We start from the raw sequence: 25,598 nt of genomic DNA on the forward strand, positions 1-25,598 counted from the left end.
GCGCATGAAATTCATTGACGACGGTGAATTCTATTCAATACAGTACAAAAACACTGTTGGAGACTTTGATGGAGCTGTTCTTCTCCCCCATGGCCTGTTCGCTGGCGAGCCGCACCGTGCTCTACGAAGCGGGCGCCGAGGCGCGGCTGACGCAGGTCGACAGCGCGGCCAAGCGCACGCTGGATGGCCGCGACTACTGGCAGATCAATCCCATGGGCCAGGTGCCGGCGCTGCGTACGCCCCAGGGCTGGCTGCTGACCGAGAACGTGGCGGTGCTGCAATACCTGGCGGAGGCCCATCCCGCCGCCGGTCTGCTGCCCGCCGACGCGGATGCGCGAGCCCGGGTGCGCCAGTGGCTGGGCTTCATCGGCACCGAGCTGCACAAGGCCGTCTTCGTGCCGCTGCTGGACCCCAAGGCCAGCGCCGACGTGAAGGCCTATTCGATGGACAAGGCCGCCCTGCGCCTGAGCGTCCTGGAGGCGCATCTGCAGCAGCATGAACACCTCGAGGGCGACTACGGCATCGCCGACATCTACCTCGCGGTGGTGCTGAACTGGGCGCCCTATGCCGGCGTGGACTTGAAAGCCTGGCCGGCGCTCAAGGCCTATCACCGCCGCATCGGCCAGCGCGAGGCCGTGGCCCGCGCGCTGCGCGAGGAGTTCGCCCTCTACCAGGAAGAGCAGCGCGCCCGCGCCTGATGCCGCCGTCTTTCGGGCCGAGCGCTGGGCCGCTCCCGAGCCGGCCCGGCTGGCGATGTGCTTGCGGCTCAACGCTGCAAGCATCGCCGTCCCCTCGGGGGACCGGCTGGACCTGCCGGCGTTCAGCCGGGCAGGACCGGACGAGGGGCATCAATTCGGCAGTTCGACGTCCGGCGGGATATAGCGGCCGCGGTACATCTCGCCGAGGATGGACTGGCGCTCGTAGACGAGGGCGCGCAGGCGGGCGTCGATGACCGAGGCCTCGACCTGGTCGGCGTCCGGGCCGCGCGACTGGCGCAGGCCCGAGCGCATGCGGTCGATGGCGCCGTTCAGGTCGCCGGCGGCGGCATGCACCTCGGCCTGGGCGCGCACCGCCCGCAGCGGGTGGCCGAGCTTCTGCCAGATCAGGGCGAGCTGGGCCCAGGCGAGCGAGTCGCGGGGCTCCAGGCTGACATGGGTCTGCAGTGCGTCCGCGGCTTCGCGCAGGGCGGGCGATGCCGGGCCGGCCGCCAGGGCCAGGCCGACCCGATGCATCAGCATGGGGCGGGACTTCTCGTCCGGCAGCGTGTCCAGCGCGGCGGCGCCCTCCATGGGTCGGCCGCGGGCCTGGGCCAGCTCGGCGCGCAGATAGGTCAGCTGCCGCGTGGCCGCCACGGTCTCCGCCGGGCTGGGATTGATGAGCTTGAGCGTGACCTCGGCGCTGCGCAGCGTGGCTTCGGCGCGGTCGAAGTTGCGCAGCTTGATGGAGGCCAGCGCAGCGGCATAGCGCGCGCCGAGCTGCTCGTAGCCGCCGCTTTCGCGGATGTTGCGGGCGCCGGCGTCGTAGTTCTCCAGCACCTTCCAGGCCTCGACGCGCGGGTCCATCAGCACACGGGAGCGGGCCGCCATCAGCGCATGCTCGGCCAGGCCCCGGGGGCGCGCGAAGGGTTCGAGCGCCAGGCGGGTGCGCGCATCGCCGATGCGCTCGCTGGTCAGCGGGTGGGAGCGCAGATAGGGAAAAGCGCCGTTGTCCATCAGGTGGTAGGCCTGCTCCATGCGCTCGAACATGCTGACCATGCCGCTGCCCGCGAAGCCGGCTTCGACCAGCACATTGAAGCCGACGCGGTCGGCCTCGCGCTCCATGTCGCGCGAGAAGTTCAGCGACAGCTGCGTGGCCGCGGCCTGGCCGCCGACGATGCCAGCCTGGGCCAGGTCGGCGTTGCCGCGCGAGGCGGCCAGCACGCCGAGCAGCAGGCCGGCGACGGCAATCCAGCTGTTCTTGGAGTCGCCGGCGATGCGCCGCGCGATGTGGCGCTGCGTCACGTGCGAGATCTCGTGGCCCAGCACCGATGCCAGCTCGTCGCGCGACACCGTCATCGCGATCAGGCCGAGATGGGTGCCGATGAAGCCACCCGGCAGCGCGAAGGCGTTGACGCTCTTGTCCTCGACGAGGAAGCTCTCCCAGGCGAAGCGGGTGTGGATGTCTTCGCCGATATGGCCGAGCTTGCGCGACGCCGCCACCAGCGGATCGAAGATGCCCGCCATGTATTCCGTCAGCAGCGGGTCCTGCACGACGGCCGGGTCGATGCGGATCATGCGCATATAGCGCTCGCCCAGCTGCCGCTCGGCAACGACGTCCAGATCCTGGGAGACCGAATCGCCGAGGGCCGGCAGGTTGACCTGGGCATGGAGCGGCGCACCCGGCAGTGCCAGCGTCGCGGCGGCAAGCAAGGTCAGCAGGGGACGGGTGGCGAATGACTTCTTCATCGGGAAAGGACTCCGGCCGCCGCGCCGGCAGGTGCCGGGCGGCTGCCTATGATGCCTGGAACTCGAAACCTCAATGTTTCGTGAAGATGAAGGGGCCCGGCACTCGGCCTGCAACGATTGGCAAAGAAATGAACACTCCGCTGACCCACTTCGACGCCCAGGGCCAGGCCCATATGGTGGACGTGTCGGCCAAGGCCGAGACGCATCGTGTGGCCGTCGCGGCCGGAGAGATCCGCATGCAGCCCGAGACCTTCGCGCTGATCGCCAGCGGCACGGCCAGGAAGGGCGATGTGCTGGGCGTGGCGCGCATCGCTGCCATCCAGGGGGCCAAGCGCTGCTCGGACCTGGTGCCGCTCTGCCATCCCCTGCCCATCACGCGCGTCGAGGTCGAGTTCGACCTCGACGAGGCCGGCAGCCGCGTGCTGTGCCGTGCCCAGGTCGAGACGCTGGGCCGCACCGGCGTCGAGATGGAGGCGCTGTGCGCCGTGCAGGTCGGCCTGCTGACCATCTACGACATGTGCAAGGCGGCGGACCGCGGCATGGTCATCGACCGCGTGCGGGTGCTGGAGAAGCAGGGCGGCAAGTCGGGCGACTGGCACGCCGACGCCTCAGCGTAGCGTGCGCCAGTCGATGACGCCGGCGGCCGGCTGGCATTGCGGCATGGCCGGTGCCGACGCGGCCGGCGCGGACGCGGATTCCGGGCAGTTCGAGAACCAGTTGTCGCCCGTCGGGTTGCGGAATTCGCGCAGGCGATCCGCCAGGTAGCGGGCGCCGTTGAGGTCGCCCTGGGTTTCCAGCGAGCGCGACCAGTACATCAGCAGGCGCGCGTCGATCAGGTTGAAGGCCGTGCGGCGCGCCGCGGCCAGGGCCAGCGGCCCGGGGGGCTGGCTGGTGGCGGCCGCGTAGTCGGCCTGATGGCTGAAGAAGATGGAGCGCTGGCCGGCCTGGATGCGGTCGCCCAGCGGCTGGGCGTCCTCGCTGGGTGCGTAGATGGCGACGACACGCTGGTAGTCGAACACCGCGAAGAAGCTGCCGGCGATCAGCAGGCCGCCCAGCACCTGCCAGGGCCTGGCGCCAGCCGGCTTCGCAGGCGCTTCGGCCGGCAGCGCGAGGCCCAAGGCGAAGCAGGCCGGCAGCAGGAAGTAGGCGTACCAGAGCGGGTACTCGAGCAGGCTGTGCAGGGCGATGGTCAGCACGATCATCAAGGCAGCGCGGCGCAGCGGTGCGTCCTCGTCGGCCTGCCAGCTGCCGTACCAGGCCTTCCACAGCGCCCAGCCCAGCAGGGCCAGCACGGCGCCGGCCCAGGGCAGGCCGAGCTCGACGGCGAGCTGCGAGGGCAGGTTGTGGGTGTGGTCGAAGAAGGCGATGGGCCGCGCCGGGAAGGGGCTCAAGCTCCAGGCGAAATTGAATTCGCCCCAGCCGACGCCGAAGATGGGGTTGGCCAGGGTCAGGGCCCAGGCATCGCGCAGGATGGCCAGGCGCGACGGCGAGCCGGCGCCTTCGGACAGGCGCGAGGCGGCGCCGAAGGCATGGGCACCCTCGGCCGCCCACAGCGACATCAGCCACCAGCTGGCGCCCAGCATCAGCAGCGTGGAGAGCAGGGACAGGCGGGCGCTGCGCGACAGCTTGTGGTCGACGGCACCCCAGACGGCCAGCATGGCGATGCCGATGAAGCCGGTGCGCGAGGCGCTGAGCACGACGGCGAAGACGCAGGCGAACAGCAGCGGCGGCAGGGCCTGGCGCCAGCCGCGCTTCTCGGTGATGAAGACGGCGGCGACGGCCGCCCACATCATCAGGCTGGCCAGGTGGTTGGGCTGGCGCAGATTGCTGACGGCGCGGCCCGCGATGCCCGAGCGCGCGATGAGGGTGCCGTCGGCCAGGGCAGGGGTGAAGACCTGCACGAGGCTGACGAGGATGTTGAGCCCGCCAGCCACCAGCAGGCCCCAGCACAGGGCTTCGGCGGCGAGGCTGCGCTGCTCGCGCGAAAGGCCCTGGGCGACCAGGAGCACGGCCAGGCCGGCGCCGATGACGGCGGTGGCGCTCAGGCCCAGCGAGGCCGGCAGATGGCGCCAGACCACCGAGACCAGCGGCGCGGCGAGCAGCAGGGCCAGGGCCGAGGCCGCCGGGCTCTTCAGGCCGGCGCGCCAGCCGGGCGTGGCGTGGGCCCACAGCAGCAGGGCGGCACCCCAGCCGGCGAGGGCGAGCAGCTGGTTGTAGAGGGTCGCCGCCGGCGTCTGGTTGAAGGCCAGCAGCGTCGGCAGGGCGGCGGCCAGCACGATGCCGATGAAGGCGGGGGTGATGGCGGGAGAGGAAGGTGTCGCGGCAGACATGGGCGCGCATGATGGCATGCGTGAGGCCTCAGCTCTTCTTCTCCGCTTCCTCGTGATAGTCGTCGTCGATGTTGACGGCCCAGATCGCTTCGCGCCCCGCGCCACCGTTCAGGATGGCCTGGGCGGCCAGGCGGGCGGACAGCATGGAGTGGTCCTGGTTGTTGTAGCGGTGCATGCCGTTGCGGCCGCACAGATACAGATTGCCCAGGCCGTCCAGCCAGCTGCGCAACTCGTCGAAGCGCTGGAAGGCCGCGCCGAAATAGCCCGGGTAGGCCTTGGGCTGGCGCAGCACGGTGGCGTCCAGCAATTCGGCCTCGTCGGCCAGGCCCAGCTGCTGCATCTCGCGCACGGCGAGCTGCTTCAGGGCGTCCTCGCTCATCGCCCACAGGTCGTCGTCGTCGCGGGCGAAGAACTCCAGGCCGAGCCAGACGGTGTCCGGGTCGGCCACCATATAGGGGCTCCAGTTGTTGAAGACCTGCAGCCGCCCGACCTTGACGCCCGGCTCCTGGATGTAGATCCAGTTGTCCGTCACATAGCGCGCCTTGCCGGCCACCTTGGGCGACATGCGGCGGTAGAGCAGGCCGACGGTGATGAAGTCGCGGTATTCGAGACCGCTGGCGATGGCCAGGGCCGGCGCGTCGGGGGCCGGGCGCAGGGCCTGGACGAGCTCGCGGATGGGCATGGTCGACACGACGGCGCTGGCATCAAAGCTCTGGCGCTGGCCGGCGGCATCGCGGGCGACGACGCGCTCGACGCGGTCGCCCCGGCGATGGATCTCGTCGACGGCCCAGCCGCGCAGCAGGCGGCCGCCGCGGCGCTCGAACTCTGCGGCGGCCGTCTCCCACATCTGGCCGGGGCCGTACTTGGGATAGAGAAAGCTTTCGATCAGCGAGGTGTGCTGGGTGTCGGTGTTGCCGGTGAAGATCTTCTTCAGCGCCTGCCTGGCGGCGCTGCCGATGGACAGGCTCTTGATGCGCTGGGCACCCCAGTCGGCGCTGATGTCGCGGCAGGGCACGCCCCAGACCTTCTCGGTGTAGTCCTTGAAGAACTGCAGATAGAGCTGGCGGCCGAAGCGGTTGATGAAGAAGTCTTCCAGCGTCTGCTCGGGCTGGATGGGGCGGGCCGCGGCGGCCATATAGCTGCCGGCGAACTGCAGGCAGCGACCGACGCCCATATTGCGCACCAGGCCCATGCCGGGCTTGAGCGGGTAGTCGAAGAACTTGCCGCCGAAGTAGATGCGCGACTGGCGGCTGCGGATCAGCATGACGGCCTCGTCCGCTTCGCTGGCCGTGGCCTCGTGGCTGCCGAGCAGGCGCTGCTGGCCCTGGTAGGCCAGGGGCATGTCGCCGTCGTGCATGGGCCGGGCGACGGGCAGCACGTTGCGCCACCAGTCCATGACCCAGTCGGACTTGGAGAAGAAGCGGTGGCCGCCGATGTCGATGCGGTTGCCCTTGTAGGCCACCGTCTTGGAGATGCCGCCGATGGCGTCGGTGGCCTCCAGGATCGTGACCTGCGGATAGCCGGCGCGCAGCAGCTCCAGGCCGGCGGTGAGGCCGGCGGGGCCGGCACCGATGATGAGGGCGGGGGCAGCGGTCATGGACGGGACGGGCGCGAGAACAGCAGCAGCTTGCGCAGCGTGAAATTGAAGGCGAACACGCCGACGGCGGTCAGCAGCTTGGCGGGCACGGCGGGCCAGTGAAGCCGGGACACCAGCCACCACAGGCTGGCCTGCGTCAGCAGCAGGCCGAGCAGGCCGATGACGGCGAAGGCCGCGAACTCGGCGCGGCGGTCGCGCAGGCGATGCTGGTCGAAGACCCACAGCACGCTGCCCGCGTAGGCAATCGTCAGCCCGAGGGCGAAGCCCAGCGCGATGGCGAGGGCCAGCGGCAGGCCGGCCTGCAGGGCCGCCGCATAGGCCGCGGTGTCGCCCGCCAGGGCCAGGGCGCTGACCAGCCCATAGCGCCAGCCCTCGCGGGCGAGCGCCAGCAGCCGCTGCGGGAGCGGCGCCGGGGACGCATGGGGCAGGCTGGCGGTGAGGGGCGTCATGGCGCGGCGGGGCCGGATGCGGAAGGGGGCTGGAACTGGCTGCAGGTGTACAGGGAGAAGCGTGCCTGATCTACCGACCAGGTCGACAGGGGCTGGCGGGGCAGGGGCGTGCCGAAAATCATGAAATCCGGATGTGCGGGCCGGCCGCAGAGTTCGACGAGGAGATCCACGCGGGGCGTGGCGCAGGCGGCCAGCATCTGCCGGGTGCCGCCCAGGGCCACGCCCATCTCGCATTGCAGGCGGGCCTCGTCGATGCGCTTGTAGGCTTGCCGCAAGGGGGCGAAGGTTTCCGCCGTCGTCTGGTTGAACAGCATGCCTGCGGCCTGGTGCTGGGAGTAATGGCTGGCGCGGCCGAGCAGGACCCAGATCGCGCCGAGATTGTCGGGCCAGTACACCATGGCGCCGGCAGGGATCAGCTCGCCGAACGGCGGCTTGGGCGGCATGGCTTCGGTCAGGCGCGCGAGATCGTCGCGGCGGTCCCAGGTCGCGGCGGCCAGGCACAGCAGGGCCGCGCCGAGCGCCAGGGCCATGCGCCGTCCCCACGCGCCGCGCGTGGCCCACCAGCCCAGCAGCCCCACCAGGCCGGCGGCCAGCAGCGGTTCGGTGGCCGTGCGGGCCATGCGGGCGACGAGGCCGGCGTTGGGCTGCAGCCAGGCGATGCGGTCGAGCTGCCAGGCCAGGTGGGTGCCGCTGTAGGCGACGATGCCCAGGGCGCAAAGGCCCAGCAGCAGGCGCAGCACGGCCTGGGAAACGGCCACGCCGCTGAAGGCCAGGCCGGCGCTCAGCAGGCAGCCCAGCAGCAGCGGCCAGCCATAGCCGGCGCTGGACTGGGCGTCCATCACGGCGAGGGCGACGAAGGCCGCGGCCAGGCGCCACAGGCCGCCGCGCCGCCAGAACTGCCAGATGACCCAGGGTGACAGGGCCGCGGCCAGCAGATGGGCCAGCCACAGGATGCGCCAGAGCTGGATCTGGGTGATCAGCACGCTGTGCAACTGGACGGTGCCGATCTGGCTGGCGGCCATCAGCAGCGCGGTGGCGGCCAACACGGCCAGCAGTAGCTGGCGGCCGGGCTGGCGCGCCTCGAGCAGCTTGGCCGCGAAGGCCAGCACGATGACGTCGGTCAGCGCATACCAGGCGTCGCGCGGCAGCCAGTTGGTCAGCACGACCTGCTTGTTGGTGCTCTCGACCAGGGCCCACCAGCGCGCGTCGTAGAACTGCAGCAGGCGATCCATCGGAGAGATGCCCCGGTAGGCCAGCACCAGCACCAGGGGCAGCAGGCTCAGGGCCCACAGCCAGCGGCGGTCGCGCATGACCGCCATCAGCCAGGTCACGGCGACGGCGGGCAGGGTCATCAGCGGATGCAGGGCCAGGGCGGCGGCCTGCAGGGCGAAGGCCAGCACGAGGCGGCCGCGCAGGCTGGCCAGCAGGCTCAGGATGACCAGCGGTTCGGCCAGCGTGCGCGCGGTCAGGAAGGGCTCGGTATAGCTGAAGACCCGCATGCCGCCATACATGGGCGACAGCACGGCGACGGCCAGCAGGCCCCAGGGAGCGCAGGCCTTCAGGCCGAGATCGCGCAGCAGAGCCAGCAGGGCGAGGGCGGTGGCAGCCAGCCCCAGCAGCAGCAGGGCCTGGTGGACGAAGGGCAGGCCCCAGAGTTCGTAGAGGGGGGCGATGAGGGCGGAATAGACCGAGAACGAGTCCTGGGAGCCGCCGCTGAAAAAGGGGTCGGCGCGCAGGGCCGGCACGCGGCCGCGGATCAGCGCCTGGGCGCTGTACAGGATGCCGTCGTGCTGCAGGCCCTCATAGCCGCGGGCGAGCAGATACAGGGCCGAACTGGCCAGACCCACCACCAGCGCTGGTCTCGGGATTCTTTGCATCGCAGGAGTTGAGAGTGTGCTTGGCATCCGGCAAAAAAAAACAGAGGCCGAAGCCTCTGTTCCGTCTGCTTCAGCAGATCAAGAGTACGAGTTCTTCTCGATGGCCTGCTTCAGCACGGGGGCGGTCACGTCGGTCGTGATCGTCCAGTTGACGGCGGAGTTGCCCAGCGTCGGCGTGAAGGTGATGGTCTTGCCGCCCAGGTCGTTGCCGACCTTGGTGGCCGACTCGAAGGTCAGCAGGATGACGCCGTCACCGGTGATGGTGGCGCTGGTGACTTCGTTGGTCTTCGTGAACGTGGCGGCGCTGAGGATGCCGGCGTGGTTGCAGTTGGTCAGCGCACCTTCTTCCTGGCCGCACAGCGCGATCGCGTTCTTGAACGAGTCAATGGCGACGATGGCGTTGCCGACCTTGGCCTTGGCCGTGTAGTCCTTGTATTGCGGAATGGCGACGGCAGCCAGGATGCCGATGATGGCCACGACGATCATCAGTTCGATCAGCGTGAAACCCTGCTGGGTGCGTTGCTTCAGATTCATTTATGACTCCCTGAGTTGGAATAGAGGGGAAAAGCCCCCCGAGTTCAACTGCAGGAGTCGTGCCAACTTGTTACGTTTGACCGAAGCACAGAAAACAAAACAGGGGCCGAAGCCCCTGTTTTGGATCAGCTCAGGCAGATCAAGAGTACGAGTTCTTCTCGATGGCCTGCTTCAGCACGGGAGCGGTCACGTTGGTCGAGATCGTCCAGTTGACGGCGGAGTTGCCCAGCGTCGGCGTGAAGGTGATGGTCTTGCCGCCCAGGTCGTTACCGACCTTGGTGGCTGCTTCGAAGGTCAGCGTGATAACGCCGGCACCGGTGATGGTGGCGGTGGTGACTTCGTTGGTCTTGGTGAACGTGGCGGCGCTCAGGATGCCGGCCTGGTTGCAATTGGTCAGGGCGCCTTCTTCCTGGCCGCACAGCGCGATGGCGTTCTTGAAGGAGTCGATGGCGACGATGGCGTTGCCGACCTTGGCCTTGGCCGTGTAGTCCTTGTATTGAGGAATGGCGACGGCAGCCAGGATGCCGATGATGGCCACGACGATCATCAGTTCGATCAGCGTGAAGCCTTGTTGGGCGCGTGCTTTCAGGTTCATGTCAGTACTCCAGCGAAAAGGGGTGTGAGGGAGGAGGGCACTCCCCCTGAATGCAGGGGGCGTGCCAGCTTTTCGAGCACTCCCAAGCGTGCAAAAACGCACGGCAGCGGGGGTTTGGCGCCTTGATCTGACAAAAAACGTCACTTCCGGCTGACGCGTTCTGTCATCAAGACCAGGCTGGCCGAGAAACGTCAGGCAAAAAAATGGCGCCCGGAGGCGCCAGTGGCATCAGAAATCAGGGTCAGAGTGCCATTTCCTGGCCGGCCTGCAGGGCGCTGATGCGGTGCGGGCTGGCCAGGGCCTGCACGCCCTGCATGACGGCCTCGACCTCGCCGGGCTTGATGTGGGTGATGCGCACATCGACGCTGCCGGCCAGCTGGGCCAGTTCATGGCCCAGGTCGGTCGGGCACAGATGCTGGCTGACATGGGCGACCTCGGCCTCGTCGTCGCTGAAGGCGGTCTCGATGACGAGATGGGACAGGCGCAGGTCGGCCAGGCGGCGCCACAGGGCCGGGTTGGGGCCGGTATCGCCGGTGAAGACCCAATGGGCATGGCCGCTGGCCGGGCCGCCATCGACCGCAAACCCCACGGCGGGCACGGTGTGGGCGGCCGACAGCACCTCGATGACGCGGCCGCCCAGGTCGAGGCGGTCGCCGATCTGGAAGGCATGCAGGCTCAGCACCGGGGCTTCGCGGCTGGGCAGGGCGGTGAAGTCGGGCCAGATGACGCCGTTGAAGATGTGCTGGCGCAGGGCCGCCAGCGTCTCGGGCAGGGCGTGGACCTGGATGGGCGGGCGGCCGGCGGCGGCACGCAGGCGCAGCACGGCGTCGGCGAGCAGCGGGATGCCCAGCACATGATCCAGGTGGGAATGGCTGAGCAGGATGTGGTCGATGGCGGCCAGGGCGTCCAGGGGCAGGTCGCCCACGCCGGTGCCGGCGTCGATGAGGACATCGTCGTCGAGCAGGAAGGCGGTGGTCTTGTACCCGGCGGCAATGGCGCCGGAGCAACCCAGGACGCGGATGTTCATGCGGTGCGTGGCTCGGAATTAGGTGCCACGCGTCAGGCGGGGCAGAGCCAAGAATGTACGCACCCGTCCCTGGGGTCGGACGGTCGGATTACCGAGTTGGGGGTGCCGCTATCGTGAGGAAGTCACAGCAGCCGCGAGGCCCGCGGCCGGCGTGAACTTCGGGCGCTCAACCCTGGATGAACTGCATCTGCGTGCCGGCCAATTCGATCAGATCGCCGGTGCGCAATGCAATCGATTCGCCCGTCAGCGGGATGCCGTTGACGCTGGGGCGCTGGCCGCCTTCGACGTGGGCAAAGACGTAGCCGGTGGGGCGCTTGGTGATGGAGGCGACCTGCACGCCGGGCTTGCCCAGCGTCGTGACGACCTTGGTCAGCGCGACCTCGCGGCCGGCGGCGGCGCCGGTCAGCACCTTGATGGAAGCCGGGCCGACGGTCGCGGCACCCAGCCCGCCGAAGGAAGAGCCCAGGCCCAGGTTCGGCGGTGCCGAGCCGGGCTTGAGGATCATGGTCTTCTCGTAGTCGCCACCGTCGTTCAGCAGGAACTTGATCTTGTACTTGCCGATCTCGACGGTGTCGTTGTCAGCCAGCAACTGCTTCTTGATCGCCTTGCCGTTGATGTAGGTGCCGTTGGTGGAGTTGAGGTCTTCGATGAAGACGTCGGCGCCGACCATCTGCAGCACGGCGTGCTCGCCGCTGACCGCGAGATTGTCGATGACGATGTCGTTGTAAGGACGCCGACCCAAGGTGGTCTTGTCCTTGGTGATCTGCACCTCCTTGATCACGACGCCGTCGAGCGAAACCACCAGTTTGCCCATTTATGACCTCAAGTTCTGTTGTTCGTGCCGTGACTCTGCATGCAGGAGCAAATCAATTGCCGCCGCGTCGACCGAAGGGCCACCAGCCCCGCCCTTCGGCACGCTGGCGGCCTTCTGCGCGGGCCAGGATGAGCGCGATGTTATCGCGCCCGCCGGCGTCATTGGCTGCGTTGATCAGCGCACGTGCAGCCTCGGGCAAGGCCGGATTGCCGTTCAGCAGGTTGGCGAGGCTGTCATCGTCCAGCATGTCGGAGAGGCCGTCGGAGCACATCAGATAGGTGTCGCCGGGCTGAACCTCATGCAGATGCAGCTCCATCAGCACCGTGTCTTCGACGCCGACGGCACGGGTGACGAGGTTCTTGTTGCTGGAAAACGCGGCCTCTTCGACGGTCAGCAGGCCGGCGTCGATCTGCTCCTGCAGCAGGGAATGGTCGCGCGTGATCTGCATCAGGCGGCCGGCGCGCAGGCGGTAGGTGCGCGAGTCGCCGACGTGGCCGAGCAGCAGGCCCTCGGGGCGGAAGACGCCCAGCACCAGGGTCGTGCCCATGCCGGCATAGCGCGGGTTGGTGTTGGCGGCATTGAAGATGGCGCGGTTGGCGTTGTCCACGCAGATGTCCATGGCGCGCTTGACCTCGCCGGCCCGGGCCTCGCGGCCGGCGTCCTTGAGCCAGCGGCCCAATTCAGAACTGACGAAGCTGGTCAGCATCTGGCTGGCCACCTCGCCGGCGTTGTAGCCGCCCATGCCGTCGGCCAGCACGGCCAGGCCGGCGGCCTCGTCCAGGGCAACCGAATCTTCGTTGTTGTCGCGCGCACGTCCCACGTCGGTGGCGCTGAAGAACTCCAGGGTCATGGGGTTTGCGGGGGCTCGTGGGGCTCGACGGAAGAGCGGGGATTCTGCCCTGCTTCCCCGGGCGTCAAGCGCAGTGTTTGTGCGAAGGCCGCATCCTGGGGGGTGGTCTCGGGAGGGGCGGGCTCTTCCGCCTGCATGCCCAGCACGAGGATGGCCTCCAGGTCGCGGGCCATCTGCTCGCCACTCGGGTAGCGCAGCTCGGGGCGTTTCTCCAGGGACAGGGCCAGCACCAGGGCCAGGGGTTCGGGCAGGCTGGGGCGGTGGATGCGGATGTCGGGCGCGGGCTCGGTCGCAATCTGTTGCATCAGCCGCGCCATCGACTCGCTCTGGTGCGGCAGGGTGCCGCAGAGCAGCTGGTAGAGCAGCACGCCCAGGGAGTAGAGGTCGCTGCGGCCATCCACCGTCAGGCCGGACAGCTGCTCGGGCGACATGAAGGAGGGCGTGCCCAGGACCAGGCCGGTCCGCGTGCGGCTGCCGTCGCCGACCCGGGCGATGCCGAAGTCCATCAGCTTGAGGCTGCCGTTGACGCGGTCCAGCATGACGTTGGCGGGCTTGATGTCGCGGTGCACCACCCCCTGGCTGTGGGCATAGGCCAGGGCCCGCGCCAGGCGGGCGCCGATCTGCACCACCTCGCGGGCGGGCAGCAGCTGCCCGGCGCGGGTGAAGCTGCTGAGGTCGCGGCCGAGCACGTACTCGAGGGCCAGCCAGCTGTCGTTGCCGTCCTGGCCGGCATCGACGACCTGCAGGATGTCAGGGTGCTGGAGCTGGCCTGCCGCGCGGGCCTCGCGCATGAAGCGCTCGCGCACGTCGGCCAGGTCCTCGGCCGAGAACTCGCGGCTCAGCGCCAGGCGCTTGATGGCGACCTGCCGGCCGGTGGAGCGCTGCGTGGCCTTGTAGACGACCGCCATGGCGCCGCGGCCGATCTCCGCGCCGAGTTCGAAATCGTGCAGATCGGGCGGCGGCGGCACCGCCCTGGCCTGCGGGGACGAGGCGCCCGGCGCCTGGGTCTGCTGCACGGTGGGCAGGGTCGACAGCTCGCTGGGCGGCGCGTCGTCGGCGACGCGGCCGATGAGACGCTGCCAAAAGCCTCCGGACTTGCCGGGTTTGCCGCTGCTAGCCATGCCGCCGATCTTAGGGGGAGGAGCTCTGTCGCGAACGCATCAATCCGATGGCAACCACCAACACGGCGCTGGCAATGCCCACCGTGTAGGCCAGGTCGTGCAGATTGGCGTCGAACCAGCCCTGCAGGGCGGTGTCGGTCACGGCCATCTCGCCGGCCACGAAACCGAGCAGGGCCGCGCCCAGGGTGATGATGACCGGGAAGCGCTGCATCAGCTTCAGCAGCAGGGTGCTGCCGAAGATGATCAGCGGAATGGACAGGCCCAGGCCGATGAGCAGCAGGATGGGCCGCATCGGCGCCGCCGCGGCGCTGGCGGCGGCGGCGATGGCGACGACGTTGTCCAGGCTCATCGCCAGGTCGGCCAGCAGGATGGTGCGCACGGCGGCCCAGAGGCCGTCCACCTCGCCGACCTCGGCCTCCTCGTCGGCCTGGTTCATCAGCTTGACGCCGATCCAGACCAGCAGGGCGGCGCCGATCAGCTTCAGATACGGCAGCTGCAGCAGCTGGATGGCGAACAGCGCCAGGATGACCCGCATCAGGATGGCCGCCGCGGCGCCGCCGATGATGGCGCGGCGCTGCTGCCTGGGCGGCAGCTTGCGCGTCGCCAGCGCGATGACGACGGCGTTGTCGCCCGACAGCAGGATGTCGGCCCAGATGATCTTCAGCAGGGCGAAGAAGAAGGCGGCGTCGAGATGTTCCATCGCGGCAAATGAAAAAGCCGCCGGAGTTGACCCGGCGGCTTGTGTTTCGGGGCTGGCCCGGATTACAGCAGGCCCTTGAGCAGCTTGCCCATTTCGGACGGATTGCGCGTGACCGTGAAGCCGCACTCTTCCATGATGGCGAGCTTGGCATCGGCCGTGTCGGCGCCGCCGGAGATCAGCGCGCCGGCATGGCCCATGCGCTTGCCCGGAGGGGCGGTGACGCCGGCGATGAAGCCGACGATGGGCTTCTTCATGTTGGCCTTGCACCAGCGGGCGGCTTCCGCCTCGTCGGGGCCGCCGATCTCGCCGATCATGATGACGGCGTCGGTGTCCGGGTCGTCGTTGAAGGCCTTCATCACGTCGATGTGCTTGAGGCCGTTGATCGGGTCGCCGCCGATGCCGACAGCGCTGGACTGGCCGAGGCCGATCTCGGTCAGCTGGGCCACGGCTTCATAGGTCAGCGTGCCCGAGCGCGACACGACGCCGATGCGGCCCTTCTTGTGGATGTGGCCCGGCATGATGCCGATCTTGATTTCTTCCGGCGTGATGAGGCCGGGGCAGTTGGGGCCCAGCAGCAGCGTGCGCTTGCCGCCGGCGGCTTCCTTGGCCTTCATCTTGTTGCGCACTTCCAGCATGTCCCGGACCGGGATGCCTTCCGTGATGCAGATGGCCAGGTCTAGGTCGGCCTCGACGGCTTCCCAGATGGCGGCGGCAGCGCCGGCGGGCGGCACATAGATGACGGAGACGGTCGCGCCGGTCTGGCCGGCGGCTTCCCTGACGGTCGCGTAGATGGGGATCTCGCTGAACTTCTCGCCGGCCTTCTTGGGGTTCACGCCCGCCACGAAGGCGTTCTTGCCGTTGGCATAGGCCTGGCAGCCCAGGGTGTGGAACTGACCGGTCTTGCCGGTGATGCCCTGGGTGATGACCTTGGTGTCTTTGTTGATGAAGATGGACATGTCTGATTCCTCTGGGCTGGCTTAGGCGACGGCGGCGACGATCTTGGTCGCGGCTTCGGCCATGGTGTCGGCGGCGATGATGGGCAGGCCGGATTCGGCCAGCATCTTCTTGCCCAGTTCTTCGTTGGTGCCCTTCATGCGGACGACCAGCGGCACTTGCAGGTTCACGGCCTTGCAGGCGGTGATGACGCCTTCGGCGATGGTGTCGCACTTCATGATGCCGCCGAAGATGTTGACCAGGATGCCCTTGACGGCCTTGTTCTTCAGCATGATCTTGAAGGCCTCGGTGACCTTCTCGGCCGTGGCGCCGCCGCCGACGTCCAGGAAGTTGGCCGGCTCGCCGCCGAACAGCTTGATGGTGTCCATGGTGGCCATGGCCAGGCCTGCGCCGTTCACCAGGCAGCCGATGTTGCCGTCCAGGCTGATGTAGGCGAGGTCGAACTTGGAGGCTTCGATCTCGGCCGGATCTTCTTCATCGAGGTCGCGGTAGGCGACGATCTCGGGGTGGCGGAACAGCGCGTTGGAATCGAAGTTGAACTTCGCGTCCAGGGCCATCAGATTGCCCTTGGAATCGCAGTTCAGCGGGTTGATCTCCACCAACGAGGCGTCGGTGTCCATGTAGCACTTGTAGAGCTTGGCGAAGATGTCGACGGCCTGGTCGACAGTCGCACCGGTCAGGCCGATGGCGCCGGCGATCTTGCGCGACTGCGCTTCGGTCAGGCCGGTCAGCGGGTCGATCATCTCGGTGATGATCTTCTCGGGCGTGCTGTGGGCCACCTCTTCGATGTCCATGCCGCCTTCGCTCGACGCGATGAAAGCGACCTTCTGCGTGCCGCGGTCGGTCACCAGCGAGACGTAGAGCTCGTTCTTGATGTCGGCGCCGTCCTCGATGTAGAGGCGGCGGACCTTCTGGCCTTCAGGGCCGGTCTGGTGCGTCTTGAGCTGCATGCCCAGGATGCCTTCGGCCTTTTCCTTCAGGTCATCGATGCTCTTGGCGACCTTGACGCCGCCGCCCTTGCCGCGGCCGCCGGCGTGGATCTGGGCCTTGACGACCCAGACCGGGCCGCCCAGCTTCTGGGCAGCCTCAACGGCCTCCTGCACGGTGAAGGCCGGGATGCCGCGCGGCACCGGCACGCCGAACTGGCGCAGGATTTCTTTGCCCTGGTATTCGTGGATTTTCATGGCTGGGTCTCTCGGGTCGGGAAGTCAGGATTCGGAAACGGCCGGCTCGGCAGCAGCCTGGGGCTGGTGCCAGCGCGGATAGAACTGGGCCACGGTCGCGCTGTCGCGGCGCAGCGCATGGCAGCGGTCGAGCTGGAAGGGCGGGTTGCCGGCGGCATCGCCCTCACGCGTGTCAATGACCGAGCCGGCCATGGCCTGGATGACGGCCGTGGGCAGGATGGTGCAGAGCTCGGTGAGGTGGGTGCAGCCGCGCGTGCCGCCCAGGCGTTCGCCGACGGCCTGGCGGAAGCCCTTCATCAGGTTCAGGCCGATGAGCTGGCGGTAGGCGTTGCCGTGCTCGTTGCAGGCACCGGGGTAGGGCATCCAGAGCGTGTCGGAAGCGGCGGCGGTGATGGTCAGGGTCGCATCCACGGTCAGATGCAGGTGCATCTCGTGAATGGGGTCGCCGGCCTTGCGCGGCACGCCGGCCAGCGGCACATCGTGCGTCTTGGTGTCGGTCAGGCTGGCTTCGACATCGAACAGGCCGTCATCGCGCGCGAACACCTGCACATCGAGGGCGCGGCGATGCAGCGGGCGGCGCGTGATGGACGGGTGGACGGCAGGCATGGAACGGGGGAATGGCGAATCACCCCGGCCTGTGCCGGGACGGGGTCAGCCCGGCTTTTGCAGCGCTGCGCCAGAGGGGCAAAAGCGCTTGTAACCGGGTGAACCCTCGTTTTAGGGCAGGCGGCAATGTAGCACGGAGGGTGAAAACTCCCCCTGCGCACTCGGTCAAGCAGCCCTTAGGCCCTCAGCAAGCGGCGCACCATTTCAGGGGAAAACCCGCGGGCCAGCAGGAAACGCATCTGGCGCGCCTGCTCGGCGGCCTCGCGCGAAGGCTCGGTGCCAAAGCGCTTGTGCCAGACCTCGCGGGCGCGTTCCAGTTCGGTTTCACGCAGATGGGCCTGCTGGCTGGCATCCAGCTTGAGCCCGTGCTGGGCCAGTTCCTGCTGGATGCGCTGGGTGCCGAAGCGGCCGGCGCGCAGATGCAGCCGGGACTCGACGAAGCGGCCTTCGTTCAGATAGCCGGCGGCAGCGAGGTCGTCGAGCAGGGCGTCGACGGTAGCCGCGCCGGCGCCGGCCTCGCTGTCGACATCATCCTCATGGATGAAGCCCGACCCGCCCATCCCCGGAGCCGTCTCGGCAGCCGCCGCCTTCGTGGCCGCGCGCTCGCGCTGCTGGCGCTCGATGCGCAGCAACTTGCGCCGCAGCTCCGTGCGGCTGTGCTCGCGCTGGGCCAACAGGCCGATGGCCCGGGCCTTCAGCGACAGCGGCCCGCGGGTGGCCATGCCTGCCGGATGCGTGCCGGGCCGGTAGCGGCTTACTCCGCGTCGCCGGCGACGTCGCCCAGGGCGGCAACGCCGACCGTTTCGCGGATCTTGTTCTCGATCTCGCGGGCGATGTCGGGGTTCTCGCGCAGGTATTCGCGGGCGTTGTCCTTGCCCTGGCCGATCTTGTCGCCGTTGTAGGCATACCAGGCGCCGGACTTGTCGACGATCTTGTGGACGACGCCCATGTCAACGATCTCGCCCTCGCGGCTGATGCCCTCGCCATAGAGGATGTCGAACTCGGCGGTCTTGAACGGGGGGCTGACCTTGTTCTTGACGACCTTGACCTTGGTCTCGGAGCCGATGATCTCCTCGCCCTTCTTGATCGAGCCGATGCGGCGGATGTCCAGGCGCACCGAGGCGTAGAACTTCAGCGCATTGCCGCCGGTGGTCGTTTCGGGCGAGCCGAACATGACGCCGATCTTCATGCGGATCTGGTTGATGAAGATGACCGTGCAGTTGGTCTTCTTGATGGTGGCGGTCAGCTTGCGCAGGGCCTGGCTCATCAGGCGGGCCTGCAGGCCGGGCAGCTGGTCGCCCATCTCGCCCTCGATTTCGGCGCGGGGCGTGAGGGCTGCGACCGAGTCGATGACGATGAGGTCCACCGAGCCGGAGCGCACCAGGGAGTCGACGATCTCGAGGGCCTGTTCGCCGGTGTCGGGCTGGCTGATCAGCAGGTCCTGCAGGTTCACGCCCAGCTTCTGGGCGTACTGGATGTCCAGGGCGTGCTCGGCGTCGATGAAAGCGCAGGTGCCGGCGAGCTTCTGCATCTCGGCGATGACCTGCAGCGTCAGCGTGGTCTTGCCGGAAGACTCGGGGCCGTAGATCTCGATGACGCGGCCACGCGGCAGGCCGCCGACGCCCAGGGCGATGTCCAGGCCCAGGGAGCCGGTGGAGACGACCTGGATGTCTTCGATGACCTCGCCTTCACCCAGGCGCATGATGGAACCCTTGCCGAATTGCTTCTCGATCTGGGCGAGGGCGGCCTGCAGGGCCTTGGCTTTTTCGGTGTTCAGGGCTTTGACGGGGGCGTCCATGCGGTTCTCCAAAGGAATGTCTGAATTATGGGGCAATCTGTATGTTTGTACAGTGGTTTTGACCCTTGGCCCGAGGCCGCAGCGACCTCAGTGTTGATGAGATTCTGCGGGCCAGGTGGCTCATGGCGTGAGCCAGCCGGCCACCGCCTAACATCGGCGGTGGAGACAAAAGAGCTATGCGCATCCTGATTGCCGAAGACGACCAAGTGCTGGCCGATGGCTTGTTGCGCGCCCTGCGCGCCTCGGGCTATGCGGTGGACCGTGTCAGCTCGGGCACCGAGGCCGACACGGCGCTGGCGACGCATGAGTTCGACCTGGTCATCCTGGACCTGGGCCTGCCGCGCCTGCATGGGCTGGAGGTGCTGCGCAAGCTGCGCGCGCGGGGGTCGACCATGCCGGTGCTGATCCTGACGGCCGCCGACAGCGTCGAGCAGCGCGTCAAGGGGCTGGATCTGGGCGCCGACGACTACATGGCCAAGCCCTTCTCGCTGCAGGAGCTGGAGGCGCGCGTGCGCGCGCTGACGCGCCGCGGCCTGGGCACGGCGAGCAGCCTCATCAAGCATGGCCCGCTGACCTTCGATGCGACGGGCCGCGTGGCCTATATCAATGAGCAGATGCTGGAGCTGTCGGCGCGCGAGCTGTCGCTGCTGGAGGTGCTGCTGCAGCGCGCCGGCCGCCTCGTCAGCAAGGACCAGCTCGTCGAGCGCTTGTGCGAATGGGGTGAGGAGGTCTCGAACAACGCCATCGAGGTCTATATCCACCGGCTGCGCAAGAAGATCGAGCAGGGCCCCATCCGCATCGCGACCGTGCGCGGCCTGGGCTACTGCCTGGAAAAGATCAACTCGTGATGGGGCACCCCGCCGGCCGGGTACAGCCGTCGACCCTCCGTGAGGGTCGGACCTTGCTCGGGAGCGGCCCAGCGCTGCGGCAAAACATGGGGCACCCCGCCGGCCGGGTACGGCCGCCGACCCTCCGTGAGGGTCGGACCTTGCTCGGGAGCGGCCCAGCGCTGCGGTCCGCGTAAATGCCAACCAAGGAAGGCGCCAGCCCCCAGCAGGGCTCGCTGTTCGGCGAGATCCTGGACTGGATGCTCGCCCCGCTGCTGCTGATCTGGCCGATCAGCGTGGCCCTGACCTGGCTGGTGGCCCAGGGCATTGCCAGCCGGCCCTATGACCGCGAGCTGGGCGAGATGGCGCGCAGCCTGGGCCTGCAGGTGGCGGCCACCGAGGCGCCGAGCAAGGGACGGGACCGCTATGCGCTGGCGCCCGAGGCGGCGGCCCTGCTGCGCGCGGACGCCTCCGACACGGTCTTCTATCAGGTCCTGGGCCTGCGTGGCGAGCTGCTCAGCGGCGACGCGACGCTGCCGGTGCCGACCGAGGACGCGCCCGTCGTGCCCTGGGAGCTGCATTTCCGCGACGACGAGGTCGGCACGGACGCGGTCCGCGTCGCCTATCTGTGGATCTCGCCCGAGGGCCAGGCGGGCTCGACCCGGACCATGCTGGTGCAGGTGGCCGAGACCCTGGGCAAACGGGCGCGGCTGACCAACGAGATCATCAAGGGCGTCATCCTGCCGCAGTTCGTCATCCTGCCGCTGGCCGTGCTGCTGGTGTGGCTGGCGCTGGCGCGCGGCATCTCGCCGCTGAACGAACTGCAGCGCCGCATCCGCTCGCGCGAGAGCTCCGACCTGTCGCCCATCGACGAGCAGCGCGTGCCCGACGAGGTCGCGCCGCTGGTGCAGGCCATCAACGATCTGCTGGCGCGGCTGGACTCGTCGATGAGCCGGCAGAAGCATTTCCTGGCCGACGCGGCCCACCAGCTGAAGACGCCGCTGGCCGGCCTGCGCACCCAGGCCGAGCTGATCCAGCGCGAGATTGACGCCGGCCGCGCCTCGCCCGACGAGCTCAAGCGCTCGCTGGCCCAGATCGCCCGCGCCAGCGAGCGCGCGGCCCACATGGTCAACCAGCTGCTGGCCATGGCGCGCGCCGAGGATGCCGAGCAGGCCATGAAGCGCGAGCCGCTGAACCTGGCCGAGATCGCCATCGACACCGTGCGCGATTTCGTGCCGCGGGCGCTGGAGCGGCGCATCGACCTGGGCTATGACGGTGTCGTGCCCGACGACGGCCGGCTGCGCGTGCACGGCCAGCCGGTGCTGATCGGCGAGCTGATCCGCAACCTCGTCGACAACGCGCTGCTCTACACGCCGGCCGGCGGTCTCGTGACCGTGCGCGTCGTCGAGGACCCCTTCGGCCAGGTCGTCGTGCTGCAGGTCGAGGACACCGGGCCGGGCATCGCGCCCAATGAACGCGAGAAGGTCTTCCAGCCCTTCTACCGCTCGCTGGGCAGCGGCGTGGAGGGCTCGGGCCTGGGCCTGGCCATCGTGCGCGAGATCGTGCAGCAGCACGAGGCCGAGCTGACGCTGGACGACACGCGGCTGCGCCGCGCGGCGGGTGGCGAATCGCCCGACGGCCAGGGGCCGGGGGCGCGGTTCACGATCCGTTTTCCGGCTTCGACGCTGGAGCCCAACGCTTCCTGAACAGGGCCTGGACCGGATCGGGCGAGCGCAGCGCCGCTTCCAGCTCGGCGGCGGTCTGCAGGATTTGCGCGCGCCGCTGCGGGTCCGTGATGTCTGACAGGTCGTCGTAGCGGTAGCTGCATGCGCCGGCCATGAAGCAGCGGAATGCGAGGCGGATGTCCTGATCGGCCGGCCCGCCGTCGGGTGCCGTGAAGCGCAGCTCCGCAATCCTCGCTGCGCGCAGACCGTCTTCGGTGGCTTGGGGAGCGACCAACGCACGCCAGGCTAGAGAGATCTGGGTGGCTTGGTACAGCTTGAGCATCGCCTCGGGATGCCCCTGCCTGACAACCTCGGCCAGCGCCTCGCCCAACGCCTCGGCCGACTTGCCCCTGGGATCCTGCAGCTTCAGATAGGCCTGAATGAATTTCTGCCCCTCGGTATCGCCCGCGCCAACGCCCAGGAGCGTCGCGCCGCCCCCTCCTGCTGTCATGTGGCCGCAGCGCGCCATGATCAGCTCGCGAGCGGCCAGACGCCTGGCGTGGTCCGGATGGTTCACATCGGCACGGGTGAGCGGATCCCGGTCGGGATAGAAGGACCAGGAAGTGGCCTCCACGCAAGCCTGGTTGAGCGCACGCACTGCCGCATAGCCACCGATGCGCCGCGCCTGATGAAGTTGCAGCAGCTGCGGAAAGAGGTCAGTCGCGGCGTAAAGATTGCGCCACGACGGAGCGTCGTCGCGGCGCTGGGCCGCATCGCCATTCGCCAGCAAAACTGCCGCCGATGCGGGCGTGCTCGCGGCAACCGGTGCCGGCGCAGGGGCTGCGTGGCCAACCGAACCGTTCGCCGGCAGGGCGTCAATGGACGAGATGTCGGCCGGCCAGTTCGCCCACAACAAGCCGGCTCCCGCCAAGCCTGCCAGAACCCACAGCACCGTCCCGCGCAACTCCGCCATTCCACCCCTTCCGCCTGAACGCCATGACCGTCATGACGTTAGCTGCTGGGTGAGGCGGGGCTGGCTTGGCCCCCATGTGCCTATTCACCTGCGCGTCTGCGCAGGCGTCAGGTCTTCACCAGCTTCTTGACCCGCGCAATCGACATCAGCAGCCCCAGGCTCAGCCCCAGCGTCACCATGGCAGTGCCGCCATAGCTGATGAAGGGCAGGGGCACGCCGACGACGGGCAGGATGCCGCTGACCATGCCCATGTTGACGAAGACATAGGTGAAGAAGGACAGCGTCACCGCGCCGGCCATCAGCCGGGTGAACAGGGTTGGCGCGTCGGAGGCGATCATCAGCCCGCGCAGGATCAGGGCCGTGAAGCCGCCCAGCAGCGCCAGCGCGCCGAGGAGGCCGAACTCCTCGCCGAAGGCCGCGAAGATGAAGTCGGTGGTGCGCTCGGGGATGAATTCCAGGTGGGTCTGGGTGCCCTGCATGAAGCCCTTGCCCGTCATGCCGCCCGAGCCGATGGCGATCTCGCCCTGGATGATGTGGAAGCCCTTGCCCAGCGGGTCCTTGGACGGGTCCAGCAGCGTGCAGATGCGGTGCTTCTGGTATTCCTTCAGCACCGGCCATTTGAGGTCGGGCTGGCAGATGGCGTCCTCGCTGAGTACCAGGGCGGTCGCGCCGGCGGCGGCCAGCACGACGGCCGGCACGATGAGCTTCCAGGGCAGGCCGGCGAAGAAGATCACGTACAGGCCCGCGGCCAGTACCAGGATGCCGGTGCCCAGGTCGGGCTGCTTGGCGATCAGGAAGAAGGGCAACAGCAGCAGCGCGAAGGCGGCGATGAAGTCGGGCCAGCGCAGCAGGCCCTCGCGCTTCTGGAACCACCAGGCCAGCATCAGCGGCGTGGCCAGTTTGAGCAGCTCGGACGGCTGGATCTGCGTGATGCCGATGTTGAGCCAGCGCGTCGCGCCCTTCTTGGTGACGCCGAAGACGGCGGTGGCGATGAGCAGGCCGATGCCCAGCGCGTACAGCGGCACGGCCAGGGCCATCAGCTTGCCCGGCGGCACCTGGGCGACGATGAACATCAGGCCCAGGGCCAGCACCATGTTGCGGGCATGGTCGACGAAGCGGGTGCCGTGGTCATAGCCGGCCGAGTACATGCACAGCAGGCCCCAGCCGCACATCCACAGCATGGCGATCAGCAGCGGGATGTCGAAGCCGCTGAACCAGGGCCGCAGCCGGCTCATCAGCGGCGGGCGTTCGATGACGGTCATTTCGAAGCTCCCGAAGCGGGTGCAGGCGCCGAAGCGGGCTGGCCGGGCAGGGGCACGTCGGCGACCTTGCGCGGCGTGCCGATGGGCGCGAAGGTCTGGCCCAGCTGGGTCTTGGCGATGTCGTCCTCGCTGGGGTACTGGCCCACCAGCAGGTAGTCGAACACCCGGCGCGCGATCGGCGCGGCGGAGGAGGAGCCCCAGCCGGCGTTCTCGACGATGACGGCCAGGGCCACGGTCGGCTGCTCCAGCGGTGCGAAGGCCACGTACAGCGAATGGTCGCGCTTGCGCTCGTCGGCCTTGATGCTGCTGTACTTCTCGCCGGCCTTCAGGCCCACGGCCTGGGCCGTACCGGTCTTGCCGCCGCTCTGGTAGCCGGCGCCCATGAAGACCTGGCGCGAGGTGCCTTCCAGCGTCACGCCGTTCATCGCATTGCGGATGACGTCGACGTCAGCGGGCTTGAGCGGCAGCGGCTCGCGCGCGTCGCTGGCGATGCGGCGCTGCTCGTGCCTGACCACATCCTCGATCTCGCGCACCAGGCGCGGCTTGTAGCGCTGGCCACCCGAGGCGACCGTCGCGTAGGCATTGGCCATCTGCAGCATCGTGAAGCTGTTGTAGCCCTGGCCGATGCCCAGCGAAATGGTCTCGCCGGCGAACCACTTCTGGTTGGCCGGGCTCTTGCGGAAGTAGTTGCGCTTCCACTCCTGCGAGGGCAGCACGCCGCTGACCTCGCCCTGCACGTCGATCTCGGTCCGGCGGCCCAGGCCGAAAGGCGCCAGCTGGTCGTGGATGAGGTCCACGCCCATCTCGTTGGCCAGGCTGTAGAAATAGACGTTGGACGAGGACACGATGGCCAGGCGCATGTCCTTGGGGCCGGGCCTGTCGGTCTCGGGGCTGCCGAAGGTGCGGCCGCCGAAGCTGTAGGTCAGGTTGTCCATGACGATGGTGCCCGGCGCGCGCTTGCCGCTGTTCAGCGCGGCCATGGCCATCAGCGGCTTGAAGGTCGAGCCCGGCGGATAGGTGCCGCGCAGGGCGCGGTTCAGCAGCGGCTTGTCGATGTCCTCGTTGAGTTCGCGCCAGGAGTCGGCGTCGATGCCGTCGACGAAGAGGTTGGGGTCGAAGCTGGGCTTGGAGACGAAGGCCAGCACCTCGCCGTTGCGCGGGTCGATGGCCACCAGCGCGCCGCGGCGCTCGCCGAAGAGCTGCTCCACCAGGGCCTGCAGCTTGATGTCGATGGACAGGTTCAGCGTGTTGCCGGGCGTCGGCGGCTTGTGGTCCAGGCGGCGCACGGCGCGGCCGCCGGCGCTGGTCTCGACCTGCTCGAAGCCGGTCATCCCGTGCAGCTCCTTCTCGTAGGCCTGCTCCAGCCCCAGCTTGCCGATGTACTCGGTGCCGCGGTAGTTGGCGAGATCCTCCTCCTCCCAGTCGTCCATGGCCTTCTTCTCGGCCGTGTTGATGCGGCCGATATAGCCGATCAGGTGGGCGCCGACGTCGCCGAGCGGGTAGGAGCGGAACAGCCGCGCCTTGATCTCCACGCCGGGGAAGCGGAAGCGCTGGGCGGTGAAGCGGGCCACCTCTTCGTCGCTCAGCTTGGTGCGGATGGGCAGGGAGTCGGTGTGCTTGGCCTCTTCCAGCAGGCGCTTGAAGCGGCGCTTGTCGCGGGCCTGGATCTCCAGGACCTGGGACAGGGCCTCGATGGTGGCATCCAGGTCGGTGACCTTCTCTGGGTTGATCTCGAGCGTGTAGGCCGAGTAGTTGCTGGCCAGCACGACGCCGTTGCGGTCCTTGATGAGGCCGCGGTTGGGCACGATGGGCACGACGGCGATGCGGTTGGTCTCGGCGCGCTCGGCGAAGCTGTCGTACTGGACGACCTGCAGCCAGACCAGCCGCGCCACCAGCAGGCCGAAGCAGAACAGCACGAAGGCGACCGCGGCCAGCACGCGCATCCGGAAGCGCGCCAGCTCCTGGTGGAGGTTCTTGAGGACGACCACGGGT

The 25,598-nt window shown here is 68.5% G+C and carries 24 protein-coding genes; 4 read left to right on the forward strand and 20 right to left on the reverse strand.

What is annotated here, in order from left to right; all coding sequences use genetic code 11:
- Positions 1–68 precede the first annotated feature (68 nt).
- Positions 69–698, forward strand: a complete 630-nt coding sequence (locus AC07OY_RS13950) for a glutathione binding-like protein (RefSeq protein WP_495043192.1) — start codon at positions 69–71, stop codon at positions 696–698.
- A gap of 150 nt (positions 699–848) precedes the next feature.
- Here the strand turns inward: AC07OY_RS13950 and AC07OY_RS13955 are convergent, their stop codons facing one another.
- Entirely contained in the window at positions 849–2,444 is a 1,596-nt protein-coding gene (locus AC07OY_RS13955) for a M48 family metalloprotease (RefSeq protein ID WP_495043193.1), read from the reverse strand.
- A gap of 128 nt (positions 2,445–2,572) precedes the next feature.
- On the opposite strand from AC07OY_RS13955, the gene moaC reads away from it, so the two are divergent.
- Positions 2,573–3,061, forward strand: a complete 489-nt coding sequence (moaC, locus tag AC07OY_RS13960; protein WP_495043194.1) for a cyclic pyranopterin monophosphate synthase MoaC — start codon at positions 2,573–2,575, stop codon at positions 3,059–3,061.
- On the opposite strand, the gene AC07OY_RS13965 is transcribed toward moaC, so the two are convergent.
- The 16 genes from AC07OY_RS13965 to recA form a co-directional block, all read right to left on the reverse strand.
- Positions 3,053–4,774 carry a PglL family O-oligosaccharyltransferase gene (locus AC07OY_RS13965; RefSeq protein ID WP_495043195.1) on the reverse strand — a complete coding sequence of 574 codons (1,722 nt, stop codon included), beginning with the start codon at positions 4,772–4,774 and terminating at the stop codon, positions 3,053–3,055. The two genes, moaC and AC07OY_RS13965, sit on opposite strands and share 9 nt — an antisense overlap.
- A 28-nt stretch (positions 4,775–4,802) precedes the next feature.
- Positions 4,803–6,371: an NAD(P)/FAD-dependent oxidoreductase gene (locus AC07OY_RS13970; RefSeq protein WP_495043196.1), complete on the reverse strand. Its 1,569-nt coding sequence runs from the start codon at positions 6,369–6,371 to the stop codon at positions 4,803–4,805.
- Positions 6,368–6,820, reverse strand: a complete 453-nt coding sequence (locus AC07OY_RS13975; protein ID WP_495043197.1) for a GtrA family protein — start codon at positions 6,818–6,820, stop codon at positions 6,368–6,370. The genes AC07OY_RS13970 and AC07OY_RS13975 overlap by 4 nt, the downstream gene beginning before the upstream one ends.
- Entirely contained in the window at positions 6,817–8,697 is a 1,881-nt protein-coding gene (locus AC07OY_RS13980) for a hypothetical protein (RefSeq protein WP_495043198.1), read from the reverse strand. The genes AC07OY_RS13975 and AC07OY_RS13980 overlap by 4 nt, the downstream gene beginning before the upstream one ends.
- A 78-nt stretch (positions 8,698–8,775) precedes the next feature.
- Positions 8,776–9,231, reverse strand: a complete 456-nt coding sequence (locus AC07OY_RS13985; protein ID WP_495043199.1) for a pilin — start codon at positions 9,229–9,231, stop codon at positions 8,776–8,778.
- Between the two features lie 139 nt (positions 9,232–9,370).
- Positions 9,371–9,826 carry a pilin gene (locus AC07OY_RS13990; RefSeq protein ID WP_495043200.1) on the reverse strand — a complete coding sequence of 152 codons (456 nt, stop codon included), beginning with the start codon at positions 9,824–9,826 and terminating at the stop codon, positions 9,371–9,373.
- Between the two features lie 241 nt (positions 9,827–10,067).
- On the reverse strand, positions 10,068–10,853 hold the full coding sequence (locus tag AC07OY_RS13995; RefSeq protein WP_495043201.1) for an MBL fold metallo-hydrolase: 786 nt from the start codon (positions 10,851–10,853) through the stop codon (positions 10,068–10,070).
- A gap of 166 nt (positions 10,854–11,019) precedes the next feature.
- Complete coding sequence (locus AC07OY_RS14000) at positions 11,020–11,667, reverse strand: FHA domain-containing protein (protein ID WP_495043202.1); 648 nt, start codon at positions 11,665–11,667, stop codon at positions 11,020–11,022.
- A 52-nt stretch (positions 11,668–11,719) separates the two neighbouring features.
- Entirely contained in the window at positions 11,720–12,517 is a 798-nt protein-coding gene (locus tag AC07OY_RS14005; RefSeq protein WP_495043203.1) for a Stp1/IreP family PP2C-type Ser/Thr phosphatase, read from the reverse strand.
- Entirely contained in the window at positions 12,514–13,638 is a 1,125-nt protein-coding gene (locus AC07OY_RS14010) for a serine/threonine-protein kinase (protein WP_495043204.1), read from the reverse strand. The genes AC07OY_RS14005 and AC07OY_RS14010 overlap by 4 nt, the downstream gene beginning before the upstream one ends.
- A 10-nt stretch (positions 13,639–13,648) precedes the next feature.
- Positions 13,649–14,338 carry a TerC family protein gene (locus AC07OY_RS14015; protein ID WP_495043205.1) on the reverse strand — a complete coding sequence of 230 codons (690 nt, stop codon included), beginning with the start codon at positions 14,336–14,338 and terminating at the stop codon, positions 13,649–13,651.
- A 62-nt stretch (positions 14,339–14,400) separates the two neighbouring features.
- A complete protein-coding gene (gene sucD / locus AC07OY_RS14020; protein ID WP_495043206.1) occupies positions 14,401–15,294 on the reverse strand; it encodes a succinate--CoA ligase subunit alpha in 894 nt (297 codons plus the stop codon).
- Positions 15,295–15,315: 21 nt separating this feature from the next.
- Entirely contained in the window at positions 15,316–16,476 is a 1,161-nt protein-coding gene (sucC, locus tag AC07OY_RS14025; RefSeq protein ID WP_495043207.1) for an ADP-forming succinate--CoA ligase subunit beta, read from the reverse strand.
- Positions 16,477–16,500: 24 nt separating this feature from the next.
- The gene (locus tag AC07OY_RS14030; RefSeq protein WP_495043208.1) at positions 16,501–17,082 is read right to left on the reverse strand and encodes a DUF2889 domain-containing protein; all 582 of its coding nucleotides are present in this window, start codon (positions 17,080–17,082) and stop codon (positions 16,501–16,503) included.
- A gap of 176 nt (positions 17,083–17,258) precedes the next feature.
- Positions 17,259–17,804 (reverse strand): regulatory protein RecX, encoded by a 546-nt coding sequence (locus tag AC07OY_RS14035; protein WP_495043209.1) that lies wholly within the window; start codon positions 17,802–17,804, stop codon positions 17,259–17,261.
- A gap of 32 nt (positions 17,805–17,836) precedes the next feature.
- Entirely contained in the window at positions 17,837–18,880 is a 1,044-nt protein-coding gene (recA, locus tag AC07OY_RS14040; protein WP_495043210.1) for a recombinase RecA, read from the reverse strand.
- 176 nt (positions 18,881–19,056) lie between these two features.
- Here recA and AC07OY_RS14045 point away from each other — a divergent pair, with 176 nt between their 5' ends.
- Both AC07OY_RS14045 and AC07OY_RS14050 read left to right on the forward strand, forming a co-directional pair.
- The gene (locus AC07OY_RS14045; protein WP_495043211.1) at positions 19,057–19,728 is read left to right on the forward strand and encodes a response regulator; all 672 of its coding nucleotides are present in this window, start codon (positions 19,057–19,059) and stop codon (positions 19,726–19,728) included.
- 176 nt (positions 19,729–19,904) lie between these two features.
- Positions 19,905–21,413, forward strand: coding sequence for a sensor histidine kinase (locus AC07OY_RS14050; protein WP_495043212.1), 1,509 nt, complete (start codon positions 19,905–19,907; stop codon positions 21,411–21,413).
- Here AC07OY_RS14050 and AC07OY_RS14055 read toward each other — a convergent pair.
- The 3 genes from AC07OY_RS14055 to mrdA form a co-directional block, all read right to left on the reverse strand.
- Positions 21,367–22,344, reverse strand: a complete 978-nt coding sequence (locus tag AC07OY_RS14055; protein ID WP_495043213.1) for a hypothetical protein — start codon at positions 22,342–22,344, stop codon at positions 21,367–21,369. The genes AC07OY_RS14050 and AC07OY_RS14055 overlap by 47 nt on opposite strands.
- 107 nt (positions 22,345–22,451) lie before the next feature.
- Complete coding sequence (gene rodA, locus AC07OY_RS14060; protein ID WP_495043214.1) at positions 22,452–23,606, reverse strand: rod shape-determining protein RodA; 1,155 nt, start codon at positions 23,604–23,606, stop codon at positions 22,452–22,454.
- On the reverse strand, positions 23,603–25,594 hold the full coding sequence (mrdA, locus tag AC07OY_RS14065) for a penicillin-binding protein 2 (protein WP_495043215.1): 1,992 nt from the start codon (positions 25,592–25,594) through the stop codon (positions 23,603–23,605). Before mrdA ends, rodA begins: the two co-directional genes overlap by 4 nt.
- Positions 25,595–25,598: the final 4 nt, after the last annotated feature.

The organism is Roseateles sp. GW821-FHT09H10, assembly GCF_059415865.1.